This window comes from Thiogranum sp. (assembly GCF_058323355.1).
Genome location: NZ_JBTTIO010000068.1, coordinates 1 through 24,598, shown reverse-complemented (window position 1 = coordinate 24,598; position 24,598 = coordinate 1). Strand labels below are relative to the sequence as shown.

26 protein-coding genes are annotated in these 24,598 nt (G+C 58.2%); 3 read left to right on the top strand and 23 right to left on the bottom strand.

All coding sequences use genetic code 11. The features are described 5' to 3' along the window. Nucleotides 1-18: 18 nt before the first annotated feature. Nucleotides 19-2,187 (bottom strand): DNA helicase II, encoded by a 2,169-nt coding sequence (uvrD, locus tag ACW81B_RS10820; RefSeq protein ID WP_491580236.1) that lies wholly within the window; start codon nt 2,185-2,187, stop codon nt 19-21. On the opposite strand from uvrD, the gene ACW81B_RS10815 reads away from it, so the two are divergent. The 3 genes from ACW81B_RS10815 to lplT are packed head-to-tail and all read left to right on the top strand — an operon-like array spanning nt 2,187 to nt 4,649. Next, the gene (locus ACW81B_RS10815; RefSeq protein ID WP_491580235.1) at nt 2,187-3,023 is read left to right on the top strand and encodes a class I SAM-dependent methyltransferase; all 837 of its coding nucleotides are present in this window, start codon (nt 2,187-2,189) and stop codon (nt 3,021-3,023) included. The two genes, uvrD and ACW81B_RS10815, sit on opposite strands and share 1 nt — an antisense overlap. Before the next feature lie 11 nt (nt 3,024-3,034). Next, the gene (locus ACW81B_RS10810; RefSeq protein WP_491580234.1) at nt 3,035-3,478 is read left to right on the top strand and encodes a YcgN family cysteine cluster protein; all 444 of its coding nucleotides are present in this window, start codon (nt 3,035-3,037) and stop codon (nt 3,476-3,478) included. 16 nt (nt 3,479-3,494) lie between these two features. Then, nucleotides 3,495-4,649: a lysophospholipid transporter LplT gene (gene lplT / locus ACW81B_RS10805; RefSeq protein WP_491580233.1), complete on the top strand. Its 1,155-nt coding sequence runs from the start codon at nt 3,495-3,497 to the stop codon at nt 4,647-4,649. A 54-nt stretch (nt 4,650-4,703) separates the two neighbouring features. Here the strand turns inward: lplT and ACW81B_RS10800 are convergent, their stop codons facing one another. From ACW81B_RS10800 to ACW81B_RS10695, 22 genes are all read right to left on the bottom strand, one after another. Next, nucleotides 4,704-5,561, bottom strand: coding sequence for a hypothetical protein (locus ACW81B_RS10800; RefSeq protein ID WP_491580232.1), 858 nt, complete (start codon nt 5,559-5,561; stop codon nt 4,704-4,706). A gap of 71 nt (nt 5,562-5,632) precedes the next feature. Then, nucleotides 5,633-5,908 (bottom strand): hypothetical protein, encoded by a 276-nt coding sequence (locus ACW81B_RS10795; protein WP_491580231.1) that lies wholly within the window; start codon nt 5,906-5,908, stop codon nt 5,633-5,635. Nucleotides 5,909-6,091: 183 nt separating this feature from the next. Next, a complete protein-coding gene (glmS, locus tag ACW81B_RS10790) occupies nt 6,092-7,924 on the bottom strand; it encodes a glutamine--fructose-6-phosphate transaminase (isomerizing) (protein WP_491580230.1) in 1,833 nt (610 codons plus the stop codon). Between the two features lie 77 nt (nt 7,925-8,001). Then, entirely contained in the window at nt 8,002-9,369 is a 1,368-nt protein-coding gene (gene glmU / locus ACW81B_RS10785; RefSeq protein WP_491580229.1) for a bifunctional UDP-N-acetylglucosamine diphosphorylase/glucosamine-1-phosphate N-acetyltransferase GlmU, read from the bottom strand. A gap of 78 nt (nt 9,370-9,447) precedes the next feature. Next, entirely contained in the window at nt 9,448-9,927 is a 480-nt protein-coding gene (locus tag ACW81B_RS10780; RefSeq protein ID WP_491580228.1) for an FKBP-type peptidyl-prolyl cis-trans isomerase, read from the bottom strand. Nucleotides 9,928-9,937: 10 nt separating this feature from the next. Then, a complete protein-coding gene (locus tag ACW81B_RS10775; RefSeq protein ID WP_491580227.1) occupies nt 9,938-10,363 on the bottom strand; it encodes a F0F1 ATP synthase subunit epsilon in 426 nt (141 codons plus the stop codon). 20 nt (nt 10,364-10,383) lie between these two features. Beyond that, a complete protein-coding gene (atpD, locus tag ACW81B_RS10770) occupies nt 10,384-11,760 on the bottom strand; it encodes a F0F1 ATP synthase subunit beta (protein ID WP_491580226.1) in 1,377 nt (458 codons plus the stop codon). Nucleotides 11,761-11,801: 41 nt separating this feature from the next. Continuing rightward, nucleotides 11,802-12,665, bottom strand: coding sequence for a F0F1 ATP synthase subunit gamma (atpG, locus tag ACW81B_RS10765; protein ID WP_491580225.1), 864 nt, complete (start codon nt 12,663-12,665; stop codon nt 11,802-11,804). A gap of 44 nt (nt 12,666-12,709) precedes the next feature. After that, nucleotides 12,710-14,251 carry a F0F1 ATP synthase subunit alpha gene (atpA, locus tag ACW81B_RS10760; RefSeq protein WP_491580224.1) on the bottom strand — a complete coding sequence of 514 codons (1,542 nt, stop codon included), beginning with the start codon at nt 14,249-14,251 and terminating at the stop codon, nt 12,710-12,712. A gap of 16 nt (nt 14,252-14,267) precedes the next feature. After that, entirely contained in the window at nt 14,268-14,837 is a 570-nt protein-coding gene (locus ACW81B_RS10755; RefSeq protein ID WP_491580223.1) for a F0F1 ATP synthase subunit delta, read from the bottom strand. Between the two features lie 10 nt (nt 14,838-14,847). Further along, nucleotides 14,848-15,318 carry a F0F1 ATP synthase subunit B gene (locus ACW81B_RS10750; RefSeq protein WP_491580222.1) on the bottom strand — a complete coding sequence of 157 codons (471 nt, stop codon included), beginning with the start codon at nt 15,316-15,318 and terminating at the stop codon, nt 14,848-14,850. Between the two features lie 36 nt (nt 15,319-15,354). Beyond that, on the bottom strand, nt 15,355-15,594 hold the full coding sequence (gene atpE / locus ACW81B_RS10745) for a F0F1 ATP synthase subunit C (RefSeq protein ID WP_491580221.1): 240 nt from the start codon (nt 15,592-15,594) through the stop codon (nt 15,355-15,357). Between the two features lie 55 nt (nt 15,595-15,649). Next, nucleotides 15,650-16,534, bottom strand: a complete 885-nt coding sequence (gene atpB, locus ACW81B_RS10740; RefSeq protein WP_491580220.1) for a F0F1 ATP synthase subunit A — start codon at nt 16,532-16,534, stop codon at nt 15,650-15,652. Between the two features lie 4 nt (nt 16,535-16,538). Next, complete coding sequence (locus ACW81B_RS10735; protein ID WP_491580219.1) at nt 16,539-16,907, bottom strand: ATP synthase subunit I; 369 nt, start codon at nt 16,905-16,907, stop codon at nt 16,539-16,541. A 145-nt stretch (nt 16,908-17,052) separates the two neighbouring features. After that, a complete protein-coding gene (locus ACW81B_RS10730) occupies nt 17,053-17,973 on the bottom strand; it encodes a ParB/RepB/Spo0J family partition protein (RefSeq protein ID WP_491580218.1) in 921 nt (306 codons plus the stop codon). A gap of 59 nt (nt 17,974-18,032) precedes the next feature. Further along, nucleotides 18,033-18,830 (bottom strand): ParA family protein, encoded by a 798-nt coding sequence (locus ACW81B_RS10725; RefSeq protein ID WP_491580217.1) that lies wholly within the window; start codon nt 18,828-18,830, stop codon nt 18,033-18,035. A gap of 19 nt (nt 18,831-18,849) precedes the next feature. Beyond that, complete coding sequence (rsmG, locus tag ACW81B_RS10720) at nt 18,850-19,518, bottom strand: 16S rRNA (guanine(527)-N(7))-methyltransferase RsmG (protein WP_491580216.1); 669 nt, start codon at nt 19,516-19,518, stop codon at nt 18,850-18,852. After that, nucleotides 19,518-21,404 (bottom strand): tRNA uridine-5-carboxymethylaminomethyl(34) synthesis enzyme MnmG, encoded by a 1,887-nt coding sequence (mnmG, locus tag ACW81B_RS10715; RefSeq protein ID WP_491580215.1) that lies wholly within the window; start codon nt 21,402-21,404, stop codon nt 19,518-19,520. Before mnmG ends, rsmG begins: the two co-directional genes overlap by 1 nt. 147 nt (nt 21,405-21,551) lie before the next feature. Beyond that, on the bottom strand, nt 21,552-22,607 hold the full coding sequence (locus ACW81B_RS10710) for a glycosyltransferase family 4 protein (RefSeq protein ID WP_491580214.1): 1,056 nt from the start codon (nt 22,605-22,607) through the stop codon (nt 21,552-21,554). Between the two features lie 74 nt (nt 22,608-22,681). Then, on the bottom strand, nt 22,682-23,134 hold the full coding sequence (locus tag ACW81B_RS10705) for a DUF302 domain-containing protein (RefSeq protein ID WP_491580213.1): 453 nt from the start codon (nt 23,132-23,134) through the stop codon (nt 22,682-22,684). Nucleotides 23,135-23,161: 27 nt separating this feature from the next. After that, nucleotides 23,162-23,503, bottom strand: coding sequence for an HvfA family oxazolone/thioamide-modified RiPP metallophore (locus ACW81B_RS10700; RefSeq protein ID WP_491580212.1), 342 nt, complete (start codon nt 23,501-23,503; stop codon nt 23,162-23,164). A gap of 26 nt (nt 23,504-23,529) precedes the next feature. Then, a partial coding sequence (locus tag ACW81B_RS10695; RefSeq protein WP_491580211.1) for a hypothetical protein occupies nt 23,530-24,598 on the bottom strand: 1,069 nt, incomplete at its 5' end.

Sequence of the window (24,598 nt, the reverse complement as noted above, 5' to 3'; positions counted from 1 at the left end):
TATGCAGGGCATTCCGGTTTATACCGCCTGAAGATTCGCGTACGCGACCACCAGCCACTTGGAACCGGCATTTTCAAAATTAACCTGAACACGTGCGTGTGCGCCCTGACCTTCATAGTTTAGTACAACACCGTCACCGAATTTTGCGTGCTGTACACGCTGGCCGAGCGACAGACCTTGAGGCACATCTTCAAACATTGAACTTGCAACAGGCGCTGCGCCATACGGTCGAGTGACCTGGACACGTGGCCGTCGTTCTTCAATCAGGTCCGCGGGGATTTCACGAATAAAGCGTGAAGGCACACTGCAGGATTCGTTACCAAACAAGCGGCGATGTTCGGCGTGGGTAATAAACAACTGCCGGCGAGCGCGGGTTATCCCGACATAGCACAGGCGTCGCTCCTCTTCCAGCCTGCCCGGTTCTTCCACCGAACGCTGGTGCGGGAACAGACCTTCCTCCAGGCCGCACAGGAATACCGTATCGAACTCCAGCCCCTTGGCGGAGTGCAGGGTCATCAGTTGTACGCAATCCTCCCAGCCCTGTGCCTGGCCTTCACCGGCTTCCAGCGCAGCATGGGAAAGAAACGATGACAGCGGGTCGATGTCATCTTCTTCTATTTCGTCATATTCGTACTCGCGCGCGGCGTTGATCAGCTCGTCGAGGTTCTCGATACGAGCCTGACCCTTTTCACCTTTTTCCTTTTTGTAGTATGCCTTGAGCTCGCTGCATTCGACGACGTGTTCGACCTGCTCGCCCAGCTCCAGCCCTTCTATCTCACGGGCAAACTGTTCGACCAGGTCCATGAAACCGACCAGTGCATTGCGTGCGCGCGCATTCAGTTCATCGCCATCCACCACTGCGCGCGCCGCTGACCACAGCGAACGGCTTTCCTGTTTTGCCTTGTCACGCACCACCGCCAGCGTGCGCTCGCCAATACCGCGCGGCGGTTGATTCACAATACGGTCAAATGCTGCATCGCTTTCGCGGTTTTCGCACAGGCGCAAATACCCCAATGCATCCTTGATTTCCTGGCGCTCGAAGAACCGCAACCCGCCATACACACGATAGGGGATACCCGCCTGTAGCAGACGCTCTTCAAACACACGTGACTGCGCATTGGAGCGATACAGAATCGCCATATCACTGCGCGCCTGCCCCTGTTCCACCTGTGCCTTGATGTGTTCGATGACAAAACGCGCTTCGTCCTGCTCGTTGATCGCGGTGTATAACTGGATGGGATCACCGTCTTCACCGGCGGTCCACAGGTTCTTGCCGAAGCGCCCCTCGTTGTGTTCGATCAGTGCGTTGGCTGCCTTGAGAATTGAACCGGTCGAGCGATAGTTCTGTTCCAGGCGCAAGGTACGTGCACCGGGAAAGTCTTTCTCGAAACGTTGCAGGTTCTCGACTTTTGCGCCGCGCCAGCCGTAGATGGACTGGTCGTCATCACCGACGATGGTGATGTTGGCCTGCTTGCCCGCCAGCACACGCAACCAGGCGTACTGGATGGTGTTGGTGTCCTGAAACTCATCGACAAGGATATGCTGAAAGCGCTGCTGGTAGTGTTGCAACAGTTGTGGCTGTTTCAACCACAGTTCGTGCGCACGCAGCAGCAACTCGGCAAAGTCCACCAGCCCGGAGCGCTGGCACAGTTCCTCGTAGGCCTGGTAGATCGCAATCTGCTGGCGCTGATGCGGGTCACCCTTGTGCTCGATGTGCTGTGGCCGTACCCCTTCATCCTTGCGTGCATTGATATACCACTGCGACTGGCGTGGCGGCCACTGGTTTTCGTCCAGGTCCAGCGCCTTGAGTACCCGCCGGATAATACGATACTGGTCGTCGGAATCCAGCACCTGGAAGGTCTGTGGCAAACCCGCTTCCTGCCAGTGTGCGCGTAACAGTCGGTGCGCAAGGCCGTGGAAGGTGCCCACCCACATGCCGCGCGTGGACACTCCGATCAGTTTTTCGATACGGGTACGCATCTCGGCGGCGGCCTGGTTGGTAAAGGTCACCGCCAGAATGCCGTAGGGCGAAAGGTTCTCCACCTGCACCAGCCAGGCGATGCGGTGCACCAGCACGCGGGTTTTTCCGCTGCCCGCCCCGGCCAGTACCAGCAGCGGATCGGGCGCTGCGGTGACAGCCTCGCGCTGGGCGTCATTCAGGTGATCGATAATACAGGAAACATCCATTGCGCCATTCTAGCAAAGCCACCGCCAACTGTACCGGGCCGGTGCGGTACACTATGCAGATGCGCGACACGCCGCCTTTCCACGGACTGCTCTGCACTCACCCCGCACTCGATGTGCAGGCGCAAAAGCTTTGCCAGGCCTATACCCTGCCACGGCTTCGTCAGGCCCCCGCCAGTGGACTGTTTCTGCACCTGGATACGGATGGACTTGGACTCCACGATGTTGATGATCAGGGTAAAAATCCTGTGCGCGTGGATTTTGTCGGTGGCGCTCTTGGCCATCGACTGCGTTTTGGTGGCGGACGGGGACAACCGCTGGCACGCGCGACAGGTATCAAACCCGGCTTCGATCCCGTGGTCTGGGATGCCACCGCCGGTCTTGGGCGAGATGCCTTTGTGCTGGCCAGCCTTGGCTGCCCTGTCACACTTTGCGAGCGCTCTCCGGTACTTGCGGCACTGCTCGATGAGGGTCTGCAACGTGCGGCGCTCAATGCCGACATCGGCAGCTGGGTTCAATCGCGGATGACGCTGCGATTTGGTGACGCTTCACATGAACTTGTTACAGCCGCCGATGCAACAGCACCTGACACGGTCTATCTCGACCCCATGTACCCGGCGGGGAAATCCAGCGTACTGGTCAAAAAGGAAATGCGCGCTGTACAGCAACTGGTTGGCGAAGACCGGGATTCCCTGACCCTGCTGGATGTTGCGTTGAACACAGCAAAACGCCGCGTGGTCGTCAAACGCCCGCAGCGCGCCGGCCCGTTGCACGGCCGGATACCCGCTACCTCGATCGCAAGCAGGAAAACGCGTTACGATATCTACATTACCTTGTGAAAGGCCATGCCATGCTGACGCCAGGCTTCTGGGAATCCAAAACCCTCGATGAAATGAATGAACAGGAATGGGAAGCCCTGTGTGACGGCTGTGGGCGCTGTTGCCTGTTGAAAATCGAGGACATCGACAAGGGCGAAACCCACTACACCAATGTGGTTTGTCAGTACCATGACGATGCAACCTGTCGTTGCACACGATACAGGGAACGGTCGTTACTGGTGCCGGATTGCATCAAGGTCACACCCGACGTCGCACGAACGGAAAAGTGGTTGCCGGACACCTGCGCCTACCGCCTGCTTGCAGAAGGCAAGCCGCTTTTTGACTGGCATCCACTGATCAGCGGCAACCCCGACAGTGTCCACGAAGCCGGCATCACCATTACCGGCAAGGTTGTCTCCGAGGAATACGTTCACCCGGACGAACTCGACGAGCACCTCGTACATTGGCTGGACTGATCGAGGACATCAACATATGAATCAGGGGCTTGCGGCACTGCTGGTTGCGCAGTTCCTGTCAGCCTTCGCTGACAATGCGATCCTGTTTGCGCTGATTGCAATGGTATTACAGGCGCAACATATTGGTGACTGGTACGTACCTGCGCTACAGGCCTCTTTCCTGCTGGCCTTTGTACTGCTTGCACCCTGGGTGGGGCCGCTGGCTGACCGCTACCCGAAACCCCACATGCTGATTTTCGGCAACCTGGTCAAACTGGCCGGTGTATTGCTGTTGCTGGCAGGCATTGAACCACTGGCCGCCTACGCACTGGTCGGGCTGGGTGCCGCGCTCTACAGTCCGGCCAAGTACGGCATCCTTCCGGAAATGGTCGATAGCGACAACCTGGTGCGGGCCAACGCCTGGATTGAAGCATCCACTATCGCTGCCATCGTATTCGGCATGGTTGCCGGCGCCGGCGTTGCAGACCGCTCGGTTATGCTGGCATTGTGGCTGGTCGCCGGCCTGTATGGACTGTCACTGGCTGCCACCCTGTTGATTCCGCCGCTGGCGGCACGCAGTGCCACGCTGGACGCAGCATTGCCGGAATTTATCCGTATGAACAGGCTCCTGTGGTGCAATGTGCGTGCACGGTTCGCCTTGCTTGGCGGCAGCCTGTTCTGGGGCACGGCGGCATTGTTGCGCGTTGCACTGGTGGCATGGGCGTCATTTGTACTGGCCACAGATTCTTCCAGTGATATTGCAGACCTGACATTATTCCTTGCCATCGGTGTCATTCTCGGCTCGGCCACCGCACCACACCTGATTCCATTGTCACATCTGGCGCGCGCCCGCTACGTGGCGTTTATTATGGGATTGCTGATGGTTGCTTTCAGTATGATCGACAGTGTCTGGCCGGCACGCCTTATCCTGCTGGCCATCGGCACCGCCGGCGGGTTGTTTGTTGTCCCAGTGAATGCCACGCTTCAGGATGAAGGCCACCACAGCACCGGCAGTGGCCATGCTGTTGCCATCCAGAATTTTTTCCAGAACCTTGCCATGCTGGCCAGCGTCGGGATCTATGCCCTGTTGCTGGCAAATGGTATTTCTGTCATCACCGTTATCACCGGGCTTGGTGTATTTGTCGTAGCCTCGATACTGCTGTTGCCAGTCCGGCGTCTTGATCATGGCTGAGGCATGATTCAACCCGGCAAAGCGACACTTTATTTGTTCATGGCGGGCGCCATTTCAGCCGGCATTCATCAGTTTGGCACTGACCAGCGCGACATCGATCACCTCCTGATTGAAAATCTCGGGGATCAGCGGGTAGCTGGCCAGCAACCCGGTTGGCCGTTGACAGGCAGCATATTCAAGACGCTCTCGTGTCGAGCGCGTGAGGTTCTGATGCGCCAGCAGGGAACCGGCACACCAGTTATGGTAGTCATCGATCAGACCGCGCGCCACTTCGTCCGGCCAGTCTTCACTGACCAGCAATTCCGGAAAATCTCCAGCTGAAACAGTTCGCCCGGTTTCATCAGCGTCCAGTCGCAATCCGTCCAGACCAATACCACTACCGTCAGCCTGTCGTTCAAACCATTGTGCTGCCGGTAGCGGGCGTGATGCCATGTTCACCAGACTTTCCAGCTGGTCGCGATGAGAGGGGTGTCGACGCCGGCAAGCTGTTGCTTCTTTCGCCTGCAGGGTGGGGGAAACAAAATCGCTATCTGTGGTTGGAAATGCATGCCAGTGTGGATCACGGACGGCTTCCATCTCACCAGCATGGTAACGCGTGCCCAGCAGGGCCAGGGGATTTCGCGTTTCGTGCCGTAACAGCCAGAGTTCGAAACGGTCGCGGATCGGAAACGGGACCGGCGGATGATGTTCAAGCGCGTCGACCAGCTTCGGGGCATTGGCAATTCTCACCGGATCATCGACTGCCCCGCTGCCTGCGCCTGGCACGCCCCAGCGAAACCGGCCTGAGGCAGTCTGCTGGCGGATACGCCAGCTGTGACCGTTGGTGGAATAGGCACAGGCGTCACCCACATCAATGACCTGGATGACTCCAAGGTAAGGACCGAGCCGCCGTACTCCGTAATAGGGACTCATAGAGGGATTCGCCGCGCCTGCATCACAATGACATTGTTTCGCAAGCCGGCGCGTAACGCCAGAAAGAGGGGTTACTTGGCGATGCTCGCCTGGATGATTTTCTTGTTGGCCGCTGCCTGTAGATTGGCAATCTTGGGCTTGTCACCACCGAGGTAATCACCCAGAGAAACGGTGGGGACTTTTTTCTTGTCGACCAGCGGGTACATGGTGCACTTTTCACAGGCGCGCAGCATGGGCTGTGCACCAGCAGGAGCCTTGCCAGCGGGGCGCTTGCGCAGGTTCATGCAGTTTTCCGTACGCATGTAGGCCTGCTGGGGAATGCAGTAAAACATCATATCCTTGCTCACCGAATGACTCCTCCTCACGGATATACAGGTGTCGAAGCGCAAAACTGTACCATTTTTGCGACATTTAAGCAATATTTCCGCTATATCAAAGGGTTATATTGTCTTGCAGCAGCGACTGGCTGTGCGCATGTGGGTAAGGACTTTATTACCTGCCTTCATGTGGATTCAGAGGGTTGTGAGGGCTTATTCTACCGTGACCGATTTTGCCAGGTTTCTCGGCTGATCGACGTCGGTACCCTTGAGAACCGCCACATGGTAGGACAACAGCTGCAGGGGAACGGTGAAGACGATGGGTGCAACACAGTCGTCGGTCGGCGCGACCGGCAGCACGGTGGTGGTTTCGTCCGATGACATACCGGCATTCTCGTCGGCAAATACCAGCATTTCCCCGCCGCGTGCAGCGACTTCCTGCAGGTTGGATTTGAGTTTTTCCAGCAGCTCGTTGTTGGGGGCCACCACGATCACCGGCATGCTGGCATCGACCAGCGCCAGCGGGCCGTGTTTGAGTTCGCCGGCCGGGTAGGCTTCGGCGTGAATGTAGGAGATTTCCTTGAGCTTGAGTGCGCCTTCCATCGCCACCGGGTACTGCGCGCCACGACCAAGGAACAGGGCGTTGTGTTTGTCGCCAAAGCGTTCCGCCAGTGACTGGATCTTGTCGTCCAGGCCGAGGACGTCCTCGATCTCCTTGGGCAGGTGGATCAGCTGCTCCACCAGCTGGTTTTCCATCTCCTCACTGAGCGCGAAGCGCCGGCCAAGAACAATGGTCAACAACATCAGCGCTACCAGCTGGGTGGTGAATGCCTTGGTGGACGCCACACCGATTTCCGGACCCGCGCGGGTCATCAGCACCAGGTCCGACTCGCGGGTCAGCGAGCTTTCCGGCACATTACAGATGGTCAGTGACTGGCCAAAGCCCAGCCGCTTTGCTTCCTTTAACCCCGCCAGCGTGTCGGCGGTTTCACCGGACTGGGAAATGGTGACAATCAGTGAGCTGTTACGTACGACCGGTTTACGGTAGCGGAATTCACTGGCGACTTCGACGCTGCACGGGATACCGGCGAGTGCTTCCATCCAGTGACGTGCAATCAGGCCGGCATGGTAACTGGTACCACAGGCGATGATATGAACGCCCTGCACCTTGTCGAAAACCTCTGCCGCGTCGGCACCGAATGCGGCTTCCAGTACCCGGCCCTGGTAAAGACGACCTTCCAGCGTGTCGGCGATGGCACGCGGCTGCTCAAAAATTTCCTTGAGCATGTAGTGGCGGTATTCACCTCGCTCCACGGCATCGGCTGATAACTCTGACAGGGTTTCCTTGCGCTCGACCGGATTGCCGCTGGCATCATAGATCGTAACGCCCTGGACGGTGATGTCGGCAATATCGCCTTCTTCGAGAAACACAAAGCGCTGTGTCACCGGGAGCAATGCCGCAACGTCCGAAGCGATAAAATACTCGCCAATCCCCACCCCGATCACCAGCGGACTGCCTCGACGTGCCGCAATCATGCGCCCCGGTTCATGAATGCTGACAACACCCAGTGCGTAAGCGCCTTCAAGATCCGCGCAGGTATGTTGCACCGCGGACAGCAGGTCATCGCCCTTGTCGAGGTGGAGATGCACCTGGTGAACAATGACTTCGGTATCGGTATCGGAGGTAAAGGTATAGCCCTGTGATTTCTGGCTGCTGCGCAATGTCTCGAAGTTTTCGATAATGCCGTTGTGCACCACGGCAGCCTGGTTTTCACAGATATGTGGATGTGCATTGCTTTCGCTGGGCTTGCCGTGTGTCGCCCAACGGGTGTGCGCTATCCCTACCCCGCCCGATACGGGCGTTGCGGCAAACGCCTGTGCCAGCTCGGCAACCTTGCCGGTTGTACGCAGACGCTCAAGCGCTCCACTGCGATTCAATACCGCAAGGCCGGCAGAATCGTAACCGCGATACTCCAGGCGACGCAGGCCTTCCAGCAGAATAGGGGCAACTTCACGTTGCGCAACAGCTCCGACAATTCCACACATAATGTTCTACACTATCCCCTTGTGACGAATCAGCTTTCGGCCATGCCAGGTGTCGCTTGATGCGGTGGCCGCTGCTGCTACGCCTTGCCTTTCACCGGCCGCTTCCAGCCGCGGATGGTCTGTTGCTTGCTGCGACTCAGCGTCAGTTCATTTTCCGGCACATCGCGGGTGATTGTTGTGCCGGCACCAATGGTTGCACCGTCACCCACCTTGACCGGTGCCACCAACTGGGTATCAGAACCAATAAATACATCGTTGCCGATTTCGGTCAGATGTTTGTTGGCACCGTCATAGTTACAGGTGATGGTTCCCGCGCCAACATTTACACCGCTGCCCATATGCGTGTCGCCGATGTAACTGAGGTGATTGATCTTGGACCCCTGCGCCACGGTGGACTTCTTGATTTCCACAAAGTTACCAACATGTACCTGCCCGGCCAGCCTGGTCTCAGGTCGTATGCGTGCAAAGGGACCGATCCGGCAACCTGCACCGATAACGCCGTCTTCAATCACGCAGTGGGCAAAAATTTCCACATCATCGCCAATGCTTGCATTCTTTATGACACAACCGGGACCAATGCTGACGCGCTCGCCCAGCGTAACCTCGCCTTCCAGCACAACATTGATATCAATACGACAGTCCTGGCCCGCGCTCACGTCACCACGTATATCCAGACGGGCAGGATCCGCCAGGGTTACGCCGTTATGCATCAGCGACTCAGCCTGCCTGCCTTGCCAGATACGCTCCAGCTGCGCCAGTTGCACGCGATCGTTAACACCGAGGATCTCATCCTCGTTTGTTGCACGCGTGCTTTCCACGGGTACGCCGTCGCCGGCCGCCATGGCGATCACATCGGTCAGGTAATACTCACCCTGCGCATTACTGTTATCGAGGCGTTGCAACCAGCCACGCAACTGACCGGCCGGCGCGGCAAGAAAACCGCTGTTGATTTCCTGAATAGCCAACTGTGATGCACTGGCATCTTTTTGCTCGACGATTCCGACCAGTCTGCCCTGCTCATCGCGTAGCATGCGGCCGTATCCCTGCGGGTTATCGAGTTCAGCCGTCAACACGGCGAGCTGGCCGGCGTTGGCTTTTTCGACCAGCGCCGCCAACGTACCGGGCTGAATCAGGGGTACATCGCCATACAGGACCAGCACCGTGTCATCATCTCTGACCGACGGCATGGCCTGGTCGACGGCATGGCCTGTACCGAGCTGCTGGTCCTGCAAAACCCAGTCAACCCGTTCATGTGCAAGGGCTTCTTTCACCTGCTCACCACCATGGCCATAGACCACCGTAATGCGTGCCGGGTCTAATGTCTGCGCTGTACGGATGACGTGCTGCAACAGCGGCGCGCCGCCAAGCGGATGCAGCACCTTCGGCAAGGCGGAACGCATGCGCGTACCCTGGCCGGCGGCAAGAATGATGATACTGAGGCTCATGATAAAACTGCTGGATCCGTTCGGGCCATGACTGACCCCATGATACGGCATTCAGGGGGATAAACTGAAATGGTTGTTTCAGTGTAAAACCGGGCCTGAAACACCCTTTTTCATTTCTTCTTCCGTAGCATCGCGAACATCCATGACCGTAAGGGAATACGTCAGGGTTTTACCGGCAAACGGGTGATTGCCATCCACGGTCAGTTTACCGTTGTCGATTTTTGAAACAAAAAATGAGCGGGTCTCGCCACGATCATTCTGCATCTGGACTTCTGCCCCGACGTGACGAAATTCCGGGGGCACATTGTCAAGATCGTCCTCGAAAGTCAGGTCGGGGTCGTAGTCACCAAACGCTTTTTCCGGTGGCAGCACGACTTCGATGGTATCACCCACAGACCGACCCTCGAGCGCCGCTTCTACCTCCGGAAACATCTGGTTCACACCGCCATGGGCATAGAACATCGGGATATCGGACTGCTCGAGAATCTCGCCATCTTCACTCACAATGGAGTAGATGACCGAGACCACCTTGTTTTTTCCAACCACAGCGTCCGACATAGCTCGTGAATCAGCCGCCGGACTTCTTGCGAAGCTTCTGGATGGTGCGCAACTGGGCAACGGCCTCTGCCAGTTCAGCCTGCGCTTTCGCGTAGTCGAAATCGCTCTGCTTGTCTTTCATGGCTTGCTCGGCACGCTCCTTGGCCTTAAGCGCCGCGGCCTCATCCAGGTCTTTTGCCCGTGCCGCGGTATCCGCCAGCACTGTAACGACGTGCGGCTGGATTTCCAGCATGCCGCCGGAAACATAAAAGAAAAGTTCTTCCTGGCCCTCGATCTGGACACGCACTTCGCCAGGTTTCAGTCGCGTCAGCAACGGGGTGTGGCGGGGCGTAATACCCACCTCACCCATCTCGGCCGGTGCGAACACCATATTGGCCGTGCCGGAGAAGATTTCCTCCTCGGCGCTGACAATGTCGACATGTAAGGTCATAGCCATATTCTAGCCCTCAAACCGCCTTACAGCGACTTGGCTTTTTCCACCGCTTCTTCGATGGTGCCAACCATGTAGAAGGCCTGTTCCGGCAGATCGTCATAATCGCCGTTAACGATACCCTTGAACGCCGCAATGGTGTCCTTGAGGGAAACGTACTTGCCCGGCGCGCCGGTAAAGGTTTCCGCCACGAAGAACGGCTGGGACAGGAAGCGCTGGATTTTACGCGCGCGGGACACGTCCTGCTTGTCTTCTTCCGACAACTCGTCCATGCCCAGGATGGCGATGATGTCGCGCAGTTCTTTATAACGCTGCAGGGTGCCCTGCACGGCGCGGGCCACGTCGTAGTGTTCGTTACCCACCACCAGCGGATCCAGCTGGCGGGAGGTGGAGTCGAGCGGATCCACCGCCGGGTAGATACCCAGCTCGGCAACCTGGCGCGACAACACCAGCGTGGCATCAAGGTGAGCAAAGGTGGTGGCGGGAGACGGATCGGTCAAGTCATCCGCCGGCACGTACACGGCCTGGAAGGAGGTGATGGAACCGGTCCTGGTCGATGTAATGCGTTCCTGCAACACGCCCATTTCCTCGGCCAGTGTCGGCTGGTAACCCACCGCCGACGGCATACGACCGAGCAGTGCGGACACCTCGGTTCCGGCCAGGGTGTAACGGTAGATGTTGTCGATGAACATCAGTACGTCGCGGCCTTCATCACGGAAGTTTTCCGCAATGGTCAGGCCGGTCAGTGCTACGCGCAGGCGGTTGCCCGGGGGCTCGTTCATCTGGCCGTAGACCAGTGCCACTTTGTCAAGCACGCCGCCTTCCTGCATTTCATAGTAGAAGTCGTTACCTTCACGGGTACGCTCGCCGACACCGGCGAATACCGAGAAGCCCGAGTGCTCGACCGCAATGTTACGAATCAGCTCCATCAGGGTAACCGTCTTGCCCACGCCGGCACCGCCGAACAGGCCGATCTTGCCACCCTTGGCAATCGGCATAATCAGATCGATAACCTTGATGCCGGTTTCGAGAATCTCGACGCTGGCCGCCTGGTCTTCATAGCTCGGCGGGTTACGGTGAATCGGCATCAGCTTGTCGGCTTGCAGCGGCCCGGCCTCGTCGATCGGGTTTCCAAGCACGTCCATGACGCGGCCCAGCGTACCCTGGCCGACCGGGACGGAAATCGGCGCCCCGGTGTTGGTCACTTCAACACCGCGTTTTACACCGTCGGTGGTACCCATGGCGATGGTACGTACCACACCATCACCCAGCTGACCCTGTACTTCCAGCGTCAACCCGGCTGATTCGACCTTGAGTGCGTCGTAGACTTTGGGCACAGCGTCACGCGGAAATTCCACGTCAACCACAGCACCGATAATTTCAACAATGTTTCCGGAACTCATGATGAAGTCCTCTGTAATAAATTAAATTCTGTAAACCCGGGCTAGACGGCCGCGGCGCCAGCCACGATTTCCGACAGTTCCTGGGTAATGGCTGCCTGGCGCGCCTTGTTGTAGACCAGCTGCAGACCGTCGATCAGTTCGCCGGCATTGTCGGAAGCGGCCTTCATGGCAACCATACGCGCGGCCATTTCACAGGCGATGTTTTCCACCACGCCCTGGTAGACCAGCGATTCCACGTAACGCATCAGCAACTGATCCATCACGCTGTGTGCGTCCGGCTCGTAAATGTAGTCCCAGTAATGCTTCAGCTCTTCGTCATTCTCGTCACCGATGACCGGCAGCAACTGCTCCACCTGGGGCGACTGGGTCATGGTGTTGACAAACTGGTTGTTGGCCAGATACAGGCGGTCGATACGACCCTCGTCATACGCATCCAGCATCACTTTCACCGAACCGATAAGTGCTTCGATACCGGGAGAATCACCCAGCTGTGAATTTTCGGAGACCACGTTGCCGCCGAGGCGCTTGAAGAAACCCATCGCCTTGCCGCCGATAACCGCCAGATCAATTTCCAGATTCTGGCCTTTCCACTCCGCCATGGAGCGAACAGCCTGTTTGAACAGGTTGATATTCAGGCCACCGCACAAACCTCGGTCGGATGAAATGACGATCAGGCCCACCCGTTTTGTTTCACGCTCGACCAGGTAGGGATGCCTGTACTCGGGATGGGCACGACCCATGTGCGCAACCACCGTACGCATTTTTTCCGCGTAGGGCCGTGACGCGCGCATGCGCTCCTGTGCCCTGCGCATCTTGCTCGCCGCAACCATTTCCATGGCCTTGGTGATCTTCTGCGTATTCTGGATACTCTTGATCTGGGTGCGTATTTCTTTCGCGCCAGCCATTTATTTCGTCCTGTCAGTCATTGCGAACCCCGTAGCAGCGGTGGTCAATACGCGCCATTGGCGACAAAATCTTCGATGATGGTGCGCAGTTTGGCGGCCACTTCGTCATTGTAGTCCGGGTTGGCGTTGATAGCGTCCATATCGGCGCCGAAGCTGGACTTGAAGTGCGCCAGTAGCGCAGATTCAAACGCCACGACCTTTTTAACGTCCACATCGTCCAGGTAGCCCTCGTTGGCCGCGAACAGCGACAGGGCCATTTCTGCAATCGACAGCGGGGCGTACTGGGCTTGCTTCATCAGTTCGGTCACGCGCTGACCACGCTCCAGCTGCTTGCGGGTCGCCTCGTCGAGATCGGAAGCAAACTGTGCAAAAGCCGCCAGTTCACGATACTGCGCCAGCGCCAGTCGAATGCCGCCGCCGAGCTTCTTGATGATATTGGTCTGTGCCGCGCCACCGACACGCGATACCGACAGGCCGGCGTTGATGGCGGGCCGGATACCGGCGTTGAACAGATCGGATTCCAGGAAGATCTGCCCGTCAGTGATCGAGATCACGTTGGTCGGAACGAAGGCCGACACGTCACCGGCCTGGGTCTCGATGATCGGCAGCGCCGTCAGCGAACCGGTTTTGCCTTTCACTTCACCGTTGGTCATCTTCTCCACGTAGTCGGTGTTGACACGCGCGGCGCGTTCCAGCAGACGGGAGTGCAGGTAGAACACGTCACCCGGGTAGGCTTCGCGACCCGGCGGACGCCGCAGCAACAGGGAAACCTGGCGGTAGGCCCAGGCCTGCTTGGTCAGATCATCGTAGATAATCAGCGCGTCTTCACCGCGATCCCGGAAGTACTCGCCCATGGCGCAACCGGCGTAGGGTGCGATGTACTGCATGGCGGCCGACTCGGCGGCGCCCGCGGATACGATAATGGTGTGATCCATGGCGCCGTGCTCTTCGAGCTTGCGCACCACCGAGGCTACCGAAGAGTTCTTCTGACCGATGGCCACATAGATACACTTAACACCGGTACCCTTCTGGTTGATGATGGCGTCGATAGCAACCGCCGTTTTACCGGTCTGGCGGTCGCCGATGATCAGCTCGCGCTGGCCACGGCCGATCGGCACCATGGCGTCGATAGCCTTGAGGCCGGTCTGAACCGGCTCATCCACCGATTTACGTTCGATAACGCCCGGGGCAATTTTTTCGATCGGCGAGCTGAGAGCGGATTCAATCGGCCCCTTGCCGTCGATGGCGGTGCCCAGCGAATCGACCACACGGCCCAGCAGCGCGGTCCCCACCGGTACCTCCAGGATACGCCCGGTGCACTTGACCTTGTCGCCCTCGGACACCGACTTGTAGTCGCCGAGGATAACGGCGCCGACCGAGTCGCGTTCGAGGTTCAGCGCCATGCCGAACAGGTTATTGCCAAAATCGATCATCTCGCCCTGCATAACATCGGCAAGGCCGTGAATACGGCAGATACCGTCAGTCAGACTGACGATGGTGCCTTCACTGCGTGCTTCGGAGGTGGCTTCAAAACCCTCGATACGCTTTTTGATCAGATCACTAATCTCGGATGGATTCAGTTGCATTACTTACGTCCTCTACTTAGTGAATCAAAGCGTTGGAAAGCTGTCGCAGATGTTCGACAGCCGACCCGTCAATGACAAGGTCGCCTGCGCGGATCACTGCACCACCCACCAGGTCTTCGTTCACGGAACAATTCAGTTGTACGTCGCGGCCAAGGCGTTTCTTCAGCGCACTGGCGATTGCGGCCTTCTGTTCTTCACTGAGCGGTTGCGCCGAAAGCACTTCCGCATGCACCGTACCCTCCGCCTCGTCGCGGATCTGCCGGAACAGCGCATTGATCATTGGCAGCTGGTCGAGACGGTCATTCTCGGCCAGGATCTTCAACAGATTGACCGCCGCTTCGCCGATGTCTTCGCCACAGGCGCGTATCATCAGGTTTGCTGCATCGTCACGGGTCAGTCTCGGGTTATCGAGCAGGCTGCGCATGGTGTTACTGGATGCCACCGCCGCCATCAGTTCGAGCTGCTCCGACCACGGATCCAGTTCACCCTTGCTGCTGGCGAGTTCGAACACGGCACGCGCATAGGGGCGAGCCAGCGCCGCATCACCGTCGATGTTTTCGACGTCCTGGGATATATTATCAGCCATCACCCTTGACCTAGATCCGGGCGACCAGATCTTTGATCAGGTCCTCGTTGGCTGCGGCGTCCAGTTCGCGTTTGAGAATCCGGCTGGCGCCGGCGGTGGCGATTTCCACAACCTTGCCGCGCAGTGCTTCACGCGCACGATTCACTTCCTGGTCGATTTCAGCCTGGGCAGCCGCCTTGAGGCGTTCACCTTCCTCGATGGCTTCCGTCTTTGCTTCCTCGACGATTTCAGCGGCACGCTTTTCGCCACGGCTGATGATCTCGGAGGCCTGCTGCTTGGCTTCATGCAGCAGCTCCGTGGCTTTTTTCTGCGCCAGTTCCTGCTCGTGCTTGCCGCGATCCGCCGCCGCCAGTCCTTCAGCAATCTTTTCCTTGCGCTCGGTCATCGCGGCGATGATCGGGGGCCACACAAACTTCATGCAGAACCACACGAACACGAAGAAGGTGATCGTCTGCCCCCATAAAGTAAGATTAATATTCATAAGTCAGGCCTGCCTTGCGTAAGTGATAAACCCGGATCAGGCTGCGACGGCGAAGATCACATAGAACGCCACACCCACAGCGATCATCGGAACCGCGTCGGTCAGGCCCATCATCAGGAAGAACTGGCCGCGCAGTGTCGGAATCAGTTCAGGCTGACGGGCAGCACCTTCGAGGAAACGACCGCCCAGGATACCGATACCGATGGCGGCGCCCAGTGCACCCAGGCCCATCATGATGGCGCCTGCGATGTAAAGCATTGCGGTTACTTCAGTCATTGTTCTCTCCTAAAAAATTAAAAATTTACGTGAGTTTCAGAAATTCGTCAGGCGACTAGTGACTTTCGCCTGTCTGGTACGCCATATCCATATAAACGATCGTCAGTGTCATGAAGATAAAGGCCTGCAGGGTAATAATCAGAATATGGAAGATCGCCCAGCCCAGTTGCAGGAAACCACCGAACAGGCCAATCATCCAGCCACCGCCATACATCAGCGCGATCAGGATAAAGATCATTTCACCCGCGAACATGTTGCCGTACAAACGCAGTGACAGTGAAAGCGGCTTGGACAACAGCGAGACAAATTCGAGTACAAAGTTGATGGGGATAAAGAACAGCATCAGCACTTTATTATCAGAGTGGAACGGGTGCATGGTCAGCTCGGCAAGAAAACCGCCCGGCCCCTTCATCTTGAGGCTGTAGAAAATCATCAGCATGAATACGGCCAGCGCCATACCAAAGGTGGCATTCGGGTCCGTGGAGGGCACCACCTTCATAAAATGGAGACCACTCAGGCTCGCGACGAAAGGTATCCAGTCGACCGGGATGAGGTCCATCAGGTTCATCAGGAACACCCAGATAAAGATCGTCAGCGCCATCGGCGCGACCATCCTGTTGCGCCCGTTAAACCCGCTGCGCACGCTGCCGTCGACAAAATCGACAATCATTTCCACAAAGTTCTGGCCATTGCCCGGCACCCCGGAAACCGCCTTGACGGCCACCTTGCGGAACAGCCACAGGAACAGGATACCCAGCGACAGCGACCAGAACATGGTGTCCAGGTGGATCGCCATGAAACCCATTGCCTTGGCTTCAGCCGCATTGTGTGCAAGACCCCAGTGGCCGGCGTGCTCGTGACCTTCCGGAAATTTTCCATAGGTCAGGTTGCTGAGGTGGTGCTTGATGTATTCCGCTGAGGTTTGAGGTCCTGCCGCCATGGACTTACTTCTGCCTTAACTGTTGAGTTCCGAAAATGACCAGTACCAGCTGGCCGGCGACAAAACCGGACAAAATGGCAAGGCCCTGCTCTTTCAGTGTCATCATCGTCGCTGCAAACAGCAGCGCGACAATAACAAAACGCTGTACCGCGCACGCATAACCCGCTACCAGGCTGTGATGTGCCGTTGCAGCTTCGCGCCGTTCTTCACGACGGGTGCAACGTCCCAGCAGGATGGCGTTGGTCGCCGCAATTCCGCCGCCATATCCCACGGACAGGGCTGCCTGCGGTTCAAATACGACAAAAAACACGGCTGCGATGCCGGCTACCAGAAATATCTGGTACAGCAACAGTTTGAGGATCCCGCTATCCAACAGCGGTTTGTCTCGATTGCACGCCTGTTCTGGCGTGCATTAACCCGTCCGGCAGCCTTACCAACGCGGCGCGGCGGCGATTATAAAGACGGTCGATAGGTGGGGTCAACAATTTATATATCCGTTGTGGATATCCGTTTAATCCTTATTGGATATGTTCGAGTATGCCGTCCAGCTCATCGAGGCTGCTGTAACTGATCACCAGCTTGCCCTTGCCCTTTGCGCCGGGCAAAACCTGCACCGGTGCGCCAACCTTGTCGGACAAATCCTGTTCCAGCCGCACCAGATCGGGGTCGCGGCGCGCAGAGGCTTTGGCGGCAGGCCTGTCGCCGGCCGCCAGCAGCTTTTTGACCAGCTTTTCGGTGGCGCGCACCGACATGCCTCCGTCCACTACCCGGTGCGCAGCGTCCACCTGCGCGCGCGGCGGCAATGCCAGCAGGGCGCGGGCGTGGCCCATTTCCAGCTCGCCGCGCTCAACCATGGCGGTGGCAACCTCGCCCAGTTCCAGCAGACGCAGCAGGTTCGAGACGGCGGTGCGGGAGCGGCCTACTGCCTCGGCCGCCTGCTGGTGGGTCATTTCAAATTCATCGATCAGCCGTTGCAGCGCCCGCGCCTCTTCCATCGGGTTGAGGTTCTCGCGCTGGATATTCTCGATGAGCGACACGGCGATCGCCGCACGGTCGTCCATCTCGCGCACCACCACCGGGACTTCCTGCAAACCGGCCAGCTGGGCGGCCCGCCAGCGGCGCTCACCGGCGATGATTTCGTATTTCCCCTTGCCGATGGCTCGCACCAGAATGGGCTGTACCACGCCCTGCTGGCGGATGGAATCGGCCAGATCCTCCAGACTGTCGTTGTGCATGTCCACGCGTGGCTGGTACTTGCCGCGCTGCAGCCGCTCGACGCCCAGCGTGCGCAGGGTATCCGCCCCGTCACCCGGGGTGCTGGAGGGCGTCTGTTGTTGTGACGGGGCAGGCGCCGGGCTGACCGCAGGCGCAGTTACGCCGCGCGATGATCCCAACAGGGCATCAAGCCCGCGTCCCAGTCCTCGTTTTTTTGCTGCCATGCGTTTACTTCGGGGCGTTTGCGGAAAAGTGGAACACTAACGGAAAACTGCCGGTGGCACTAGCCCAAAGCCGGTGCCGGCGGTTGCTCGCGTTCCTGCTCGCGGCGCAGCAGTTCGCCGGCCAGCGCCAGGTAGGCGATGGCGCCGCGCGAGGTGCGATCATATTTAATGATAGGCGCCCCGTAGCTGGGTGCCTCGGCCAGGCGCACGTTGCGCGGGATGATGGTGCGGTAGACCTTGTCGCCGAAATGCTCCAGCAACTGTTCCGAGACTTCGTTGGCCAGGTTGTTGCGTGCGTCATACATGGTACGCAGCAATCCCTCGATTTCCAGCCCGGGATTCACCGCTTCACGTATCTGTTCGACGGTTTCGATCAGCGCACTCAGGCCTTCCAGCGCGTAGTATTCACACTGGATCGGGATGAACACGGCATCGGCCGCCGTCAGCGCGTTGAGGGTGAGCATGTTCAGCGAAGGCGGGCAGTCGATGAGGATGTAATCGTATTCGTCACGGACCGGTGCAATACGCTGCTGCAGGCGGGTTTCGCGTGCCTCGACCTGCATCAGCTGAACTTCGGCCGCCGTGAGGTCGCTGTTACCCGGCAACAGGTGATAGCCCGCCGCCTCGGCATGGATAATCAGTTCACTGACCGGTGTATCTTCCAGCAGCAGGTGGTAACTGCTCTGTTCCAGCGCGTGTTTGTCCACACCGCTGCCCATGGTGGCGTTGCCCTGTGGATCGAAATCGACCAGCAATACCTTGCGGTGGGTGGCGGCGAGTGAAGCCGCCAGGTTGACGCAGGTAGTGGTCTTGCCGACGCCGCCTTTCTGGTTGGTAATGGCAATGATGCGAGCCATGGTGTCCTTTTCCGTGTGTTTAGTGGATTCCCGGTTTATTGTCCAGCATCAGCAGGTGTCGTTCGGCATCCAGGCCTGGAACCGGCAAGGGTTCAACCCTTACGCTGCCTGCGTGTTCAAACGCTTCCAGCTCCGCGTCCGGCCGCGCGCCCTTCATAAACAGGAACCGCCCATCGTCGCGCAGCAGATGGTGCGTCATCCGGTACAGTTCCGCGAGACTGGATACAGCGCGGCTGATCACCATATCAAAAGGTTGCGCCGGCTGATACGCCTGCATTCGCGTATGCACCACGGTTAGCCGGTCGAGGTTCAGTTCCGCGCCGACCTGGCGCACGAAGCGCAGCTTTTTGTCGCTGGAATCCAGCAGGGTGATATCCAGATCGGGGCGCGCAATGGCCAGCGGCAGCCCGGGCAGGCCCGCACCGGTACCGACATCCAGCAGTCTCTCGCCGCGCAGCCAGGGCAATACCACCAGGCTATCGAGAATATGCCGCGTTACCATCTCCTGCGGATCGCGCACGGCCGTGAGATTGTAGACCCGGTTCCACTTTGCCAGCAGACCGACCAGTGCCGCCAACTGCTGAACCTGTAGCTTGTCCAGCGCGAACGGTAATACCTCGACACCTTGTGCTATCGCTGACGCGATGGCCGGGTCCACGTCTCGGGCAAGCGTGCTGATGGCTGTCATCAGGCCGATTGACGCGCCAGTCCGGCCTTTTTCAGGTGTACCAGCAACAGGGAAATGGCGGCAGGCGTTACACCGGGAATACGCGCCGCCTGGCCGAGGGTTTGCGGTTTTACCGCCATCAGTTTCTCCCGCACTTCGGATGACAGACCCCGCACCCGCCGGTAATCAAAATTATCCGGCAGGGTTTTATGCTCGTTGCGCTGCTGGCGAGCGATTTCGTCCCGCTGGCGCTCGATATAACCGTGATACTTCGCCTGGATTTCCACCTGTTCGGCCACTGCGCCGGTTTCACCCGGACCCATACCGTCAAGCTGCATCAGCATGGCGTAATCGAGTTGCGGTCGCCGCAACAGGTCTTCGATACGCTGTTCGCTGGTCAGGGTTTCACCTGTGGCAGCCACCAGCTGGTGTGCCTGCACTGTACCAGGACGCACCCATAACTCGCGCAATCGCTGCTGTTCGCGTTCGATAGCTTCACGTTTTCGACTGAACGCCTCCCAGCGCACTTCATCGACCAGCCCCATACGGTAACCGGTTTGCGTCAGGCGCAGGTCCGCATTGTCCTCGCGCAGCAGCAGGCGGTATTCCGCGCGGCTGGTGAACATGCGGTAAGGCTCAAGGGTGCCGCGCGTAATCAGGTCATCGATCAGTACACCGATATAGGCTTCATCCCGGCGTGGACACCAGGCCGTTTCCCCGCGCGCTGAACGGGCCGCATTCAGCCCGGCCACCAGCCCCTGTGCAGCGGCCTCTTCGTAGCCGGTCGTGCCATTGATCTGGCCGGCAAAAAACAGGCCGCCGATAAATCGGGTCTCCAGCGATGCGCGCAAGTCCCGTGGGTCGAAAAAATCATATTCAATCGCGTAGCCCGGCCGGGTAATGTGTGCTTTCTCAAATCCCGGGATGGCATGCACCATGTCCTGCTGTACGTCAAAGGGCAGGCTGGTGGAGATTCCGTTGGGGTAGATTTCGTGCGTATTCAGCCCTTCCGGCTCGATAAAAATCTGGTGCGACATGCGCTCGGCAAATCGCACCACCTTGTCCTCGATGGAGGGGCAATAACGCGGCCCGGTCGCGTCTATCACGCCCGAATACATGGGCGAACGGTCCAGGCCCGCGCGGATAATGTCGTGGGCGCGCTCACTGGTGTGGGTGATATGACAGCTGACCTGGCGTGGATGCTCGCTGCCATCCGACATAAAAGAGAACGCCGGGATCGGGTCATCGCCCGGCTGTTCATTGAGCTGGCTGTAATCGATACTGCGCCCGTCGATGCGCGGCGGGGTACCGGTTTTCAGACGCTCGACACGGAAAGGCAGTTCACGCAGCCGCTGCGCAAGCGCATTGGCGGGCGGATCACCGGCGCGACCGCCCGGGTAATTTGACAGGCCAATGTGGATACGCCCGCCGAGGAAGGTCCCGACGGTCAGCACGACAGCCTCGGCCATGAACTTCAGGCCCATTTGCGTCACGACACCCCTCACACGCTCGCCGTCAACGATCAGGTCATCGACAGCCTGCTGGAACAATGTCAGGTGGGGCTGGTTTTCCAGCCGATGGCGGATGGCCTGTCGATACAGCTGGCGGTCGGCCTGGCAGCGTGTCGCACGCACTGCCGGACCCTTGCTGGCATTGAGGCGGCGGAACTGGATGCCGGCACGGTCAGCCGCCATGCCCATCTCACCCCCCAGTGCGTCAATTTCCTTCACCAGATGGCCCTTGCCGATTCCGCCGATGGCCGGGTTACAACTCATCTGGCCCAGGGTTTCGATATTGTGGGTCAGCAGCAGGGTGCGCGCACCGGTGCGCGCCGCGGCCAGTGCGGCCTCGGTACCGGCGTGGCCGCCACCGACCACAATCACCTGGTAATGTTGTTCGTTCGCCATTGCTGCAAACCGGCTAAAAAAAGACGGTTGATTGTACCCCAGATCCGGGAAAGTCGCCTTTGCAGGCGACGGTTGCAGCTTTTCGCATCCCGTAGCCTGAAATACAGGTCAATCTATAAAAATAGGGCTATCTATATTTATACAGCGTCATGTTTTTGTCTTTAAAGTCAATATATTATCGATTGCTTCCAGGATGCCATGGGTCACCGCAGATTCACTATAGCAACGTGTCACTCGCTCATAGGCAGCAACAGGGAGGCGTTTTTGCAGCTCGGCATCTCCCAGAAACTGCTGAATCCGGTCAGCAAGCACCGCGACATCCTCCACTTCAAAAAACAACGCTTCGGTATTTTCGGCAAACATGGCGCTATGGCCACTGACGGCAGACAAGAGTAACGGGACACCTGCCACTGCGCCCTGTAGTGGCGTCAGACCGAACGCATCCGAACGCGCCGGGACGCAGAGCAGGTCCAGTTCTGTCAAAAAGCGGCTTACCGCATCGGCAGAAATCCAGCTGCCAAGTTCAACCCGATCACTCAGGCCCAGCGCATGGATTTGTTCACGCAAGCGCGGCTCCTCCAGCCCGGCGCCCACCAGCCTGGCGCGAAATGCCACACCCTGCCTGGCCAGCAGACCCAGGGCGTCAACCAGCACATCGAAACCCTTGACCCGGTCGAAGCGCCCCAGTGCGCCAATGACAGGGGGTCGATGCAGCGGTCGGGGTTGCGGACAGCCAGCAGGCGGAATATCGATCTGGTTGGGCACCACATGGACCGGAAGTGAACGACCTGCGGGGTCAGCGCGGATTTCCTCGCTCAAGGCTTCGGTCAGCGCAATCACGGCATCCGCCTTGAGCAACCGTCGGACTTTCATGCTATGCGTGACGGCAATCACCGGGGTGTTTGCCCGCAGCGCCCGCTTTAACAATGCGACGGAGCGGCTGCAGTGCGCAATGGCCACCACCGGTTGACGATGACTCAGGCGTTGTGCCAGCCGCCAGGCGGACGGCACGTCATAGTGACCGTGGTTGCGTACCCGCAGCACCTCGATACCGTCCGGTATCCCGGGCAGGACATCCGGCAGCGAACGGTTGAGCAGCATCACAACCTCGTGCCCCTGTTTTTGCAATATACGGCTGTAGTCGCAGACCACCCGCCAACGCCCACCGGTCGCATCGCCGAGTACACTGTTTATGATGAGCACGCAGGCAGACCCCTGTTAGCAATCTGCGCCCATGCTAAACGATTTATGCCGGGAGGCGAATCAGACCGGTCTGTTCAGGGACTTGTTGCCGCCTTGCTGAAGGCGCCAAGTGCCTTGCGCATTTTCTCCACCACGGTATTACGGTCCGTAATGGCGTGCCGCTTCACCAGGTAGGCAGGATCGTTATACGCGAGCCACACCTGTCCGCTGGCATCCTTCCATGCCAGTGCTTTCATCGGCAAGTCGATCGCTACCCTCTGGTTACTCTGTATGAGCAGGGTACCAACGTTGGGGTTGCCAAATATCAGTACCGCCACAGGACGCAGCGCCTTGCCCACACGGGCAGCACCTGCTGCATGGTCGATACGGGTGAATATCGTCATCCCCTTTGCCTGCGCAGCCTGCTCGAAACGGTCGAGCGTTTGCGTAACCGAGTGAGGACTTTTCATTTTGATCAGTCCGTCACTGGCGCTTGCTGTACCGACCAGACATAACGCCAGCAAAATGGTAAACACGCGTTGTTTCATTCCCTTTCCCCTTGTTGTTTGTACGTGTTATCGGGCACCGCCACACAAGGATTCCACAACCTTGTGCCCCCCGCATTTTCCATCTTTTACTTTGGATGGATCCTTGTGTGAACTGCCAATCTGGTAGATGCCGCATACCGCCTCGTTGGCGCTCTTGCCGCCACACTTGCCTTCGCCTTTCTTCATTTTGTTATCGTTTGCATCAGCGGCTTTATCGGCTTCGGCCATCCTGTAACCACCGGGCAGGTCTGTCAATGCAAACGGGTTACCGGCAGCCTGTGCAGAACCACCGGCAATGACCAGCGAACCCGCCAGCAATGCGTGGACAGCCGTTTGAACGGTCACATGCTTTTTTGAATCTGTTGCCATGAGAACACCTCCCTGGTGAGTTTGTTTCAACGATCAGCGACGATTCTCAGACGCCGCAAAAATGCCATGGCGACATCGGGATCCGTGTTGCGTTCTTTCCAGACCAGCAGGGTCTGGGATGAATCAGGCGTCAGGTCAACCTGCTCCTGGAAACCGGTGTGGTAGGCACGCACCAGCGTCCTGTCACCCTGACCTGTTTCGATCAATACCAGCTGGAAACGATGGTGCTGACGCCCGTCATCGTCCCAGTCGAATGCCCAGCCACTGTCGTCACGCGGGTAGAAGTGCAGTTGCCGGTGTTTTTTGTCGTAACTCGCATCGACCCACTGCGTAACAATCATCAACGGGTTTCTGTCCACTGTTTCAATATCAATCTGCAGATCGCGCAAAGCGCGCAACACGGCCTCCCAGGTTATATCGACCGGCAAATTCACCAGCAAACCCGTGGCCGCAGGGGTAACAGTGACCTGGCGCTGTATGGTTCGTGTGGGGGGCTTATCCGGTGCAGGACGGCTTGTTGACAATCTGGAGGCAGGCGGCGGTGCCGGAGAAGGCTGTGTTGCTGGCACAGAAACCGGCTGAATCGTCAGGGATGCCTGGTATTCACCTTGCAAGCGCCGTCCGAAGGTGAAGGCTGCGCCGGGTTGCGTTTCGAACTTCCGCCACTCCATCCATGAGTACTCACTGTCGGGCGCAATGTCGATCATTTTCTGGCGTTCGACATCGCTGATACTGATACTTGCCGTTCCATCCGGGGCATCACTGGCCAACTCAAAACGAAACCGGTGTATCTCGGCTGTCCCCATGGAGCCAAAATGGGGTCGCTTGCTTTGACCCGTGTTTGTTTCAGCATCGTAACCCCAGGTTACCCAGTCTGTTAGCAGCTGTGGTCTAACGCCCTCTGTCTCCTTAAAACCAACACCGAGGCGCTGCAGGGACCGCTTCAATACTTGCCAGGCGTCCTGGTTGGGAAGGGGTATTTTCCAGATAGCACCGGCCGGGCTTGCCTGTATTTCTGTGGAAACATCGGAGTAAATTCTTTCTGCATCCGGAATGATTACGCCACGCTTCTGTTCCTGCCTCGCAGCATATGCC

Bases quoted from the DNA above. Each gene is read 5' to 3' on its own strand.
- uvrD (WP_491580236.1), bottom strand. From the start codon at position 2,187: ATGGATGTTTCCTGTATTATCGATCACCTGAATGACGCCCAGCGCGAG.
- ACW81B_RS10810 (WP_491580234.1), top strand. From the start codon at position 3,035: ATGCTGACGCCAGGCTTCTGGGAATCCAAAACCCTCGATGAAATGAAT.
- lplT (WP_491580233.1), top strand. From the start codon at position 3,495: ATGAATCAGGGGCTTGCGGCACTGCTGGTTGCGCAGTTCCTGTCAGCC.
- ACW81B_RS10800 (WP_491580232.1), bottom strand. From the start codon at position 5,561: ATGAGTCCCTATTACGGAGTACGGCGGCTCGGTCCTTACCTTGGAGTC.
- glmS (WP_491580230.1), bottom strand. From the start codon at position 7,924: ATGTGTGGAATTGTCGGAGCTGTTGCGCAACGTGAAGTTGCCCCTATT.
- glmU (WP_491580229.1), bottom strand. From the start codon at position 9,369: ATGAGCCTCAGTATCATCATTCTTGCCGCCGGCCAGGGTACGCGCATG.
- ACW81B_RS10780 (WP_491580228.1), bottom strand. From the start codon at position 9,927: ATGTCGGACGCTGTGGTTGGAAAAAACAAGGTGGTCTCGGTCATCTAC.
- ACW81B_RS10775 (WP_491580227.1), bottom strand. From the start codon at position 10,363: ATGGCTATGACCTTACATGTCGACATTGTCAGCGCCGAGGAGGAAATC.
- atpD (WP_491580226.1), bottom strand. From the start codon at position 11,760: ATGAGTTCCGGAAACATTGTTGAAATTATCGGTGCTGTGGTTGACGTG.
- atpG (WP_491580225.1), bottom strand. From the start codon at position 12,665: ATGGCTGGCGCGAAAGAAATACGCACCCAGATCAAGAGTATCCAGAAT.
- atpA (WP_491580224.1), bottom strand. From the start codon at position 14,251: ATGCAACTGAATCCATCCGAGATTAGTGATCTGATCAAAAAGCGTATC.
- ACW81B_RS10755 (WP_491580223.1), bottom strand. From the start codon at position 14,837: ATGGCTGATAATATATCCCAGGACGTCGAAAACATCGACGGTGATGCG.
- ACW81B_RS10750 (WP_491580222.1), bottom strand. From the start codon at position 15,318: ATGAATATTAATCTTACTTTATGGGGGCAGACGATCACCTTCTTCGTG.
- atpE (WP_491580221.1), bottom strand. From the start codon at position 15,594: ATGACTGAAGTAACCGCAATGCTTTACATCGCAGGCGCCATCATGATG.
- atpB (WP_491580220.1), bottom strand. From the start codon at position 16,534: ATGGCGGCAGGACCTCAAACCTCAGCGGAATACATCAAGCACCACCTC.
- ACW81B_RS10730 (WP_491580218.1), bottom strand. From the start codon at position 17,973: ATGGCAGCAAAAAAACGAGGACTGGGACGCGGGCTTGATGCCCTGTTG.
- ACW81B_RS10725 (WP_491580217.1), bottom strand. From the start codon at position 18,830: ATGGCTCGCATCATTGCCATTACCAACCAGAAAGGCGGCGTCGGCAAG.
- rsmG (WP_491580216.1), bottom strand. From the start codon at position 19,518: ATGACAGCCATCAGCACGCTTGCCCGAGACGTGGACCCGGCCATCGCG.
- mnmG (WP_491580215.1), bottom strand. From the start codon at position 21,404: ATGGCGAACGAACAACATTACCAGGTGATTGTGGTCGGTGGCGGCCAC.
- ACW81B_RS10705 (WP_491580213.1), bottom strand. From the start codon at position 23,134: ATGAAACAACGCGTGTTTACCATTTTGCTGGCGTTATGTCTGGTCGGT.
- ACW81B_RS10700 (WP_491580212.1), bottom strand. From the start codon at position 23,503: ATGGCAACAGATTCAAAAAAGCATGTGACCGTTCAAACGGCTGTCCAC.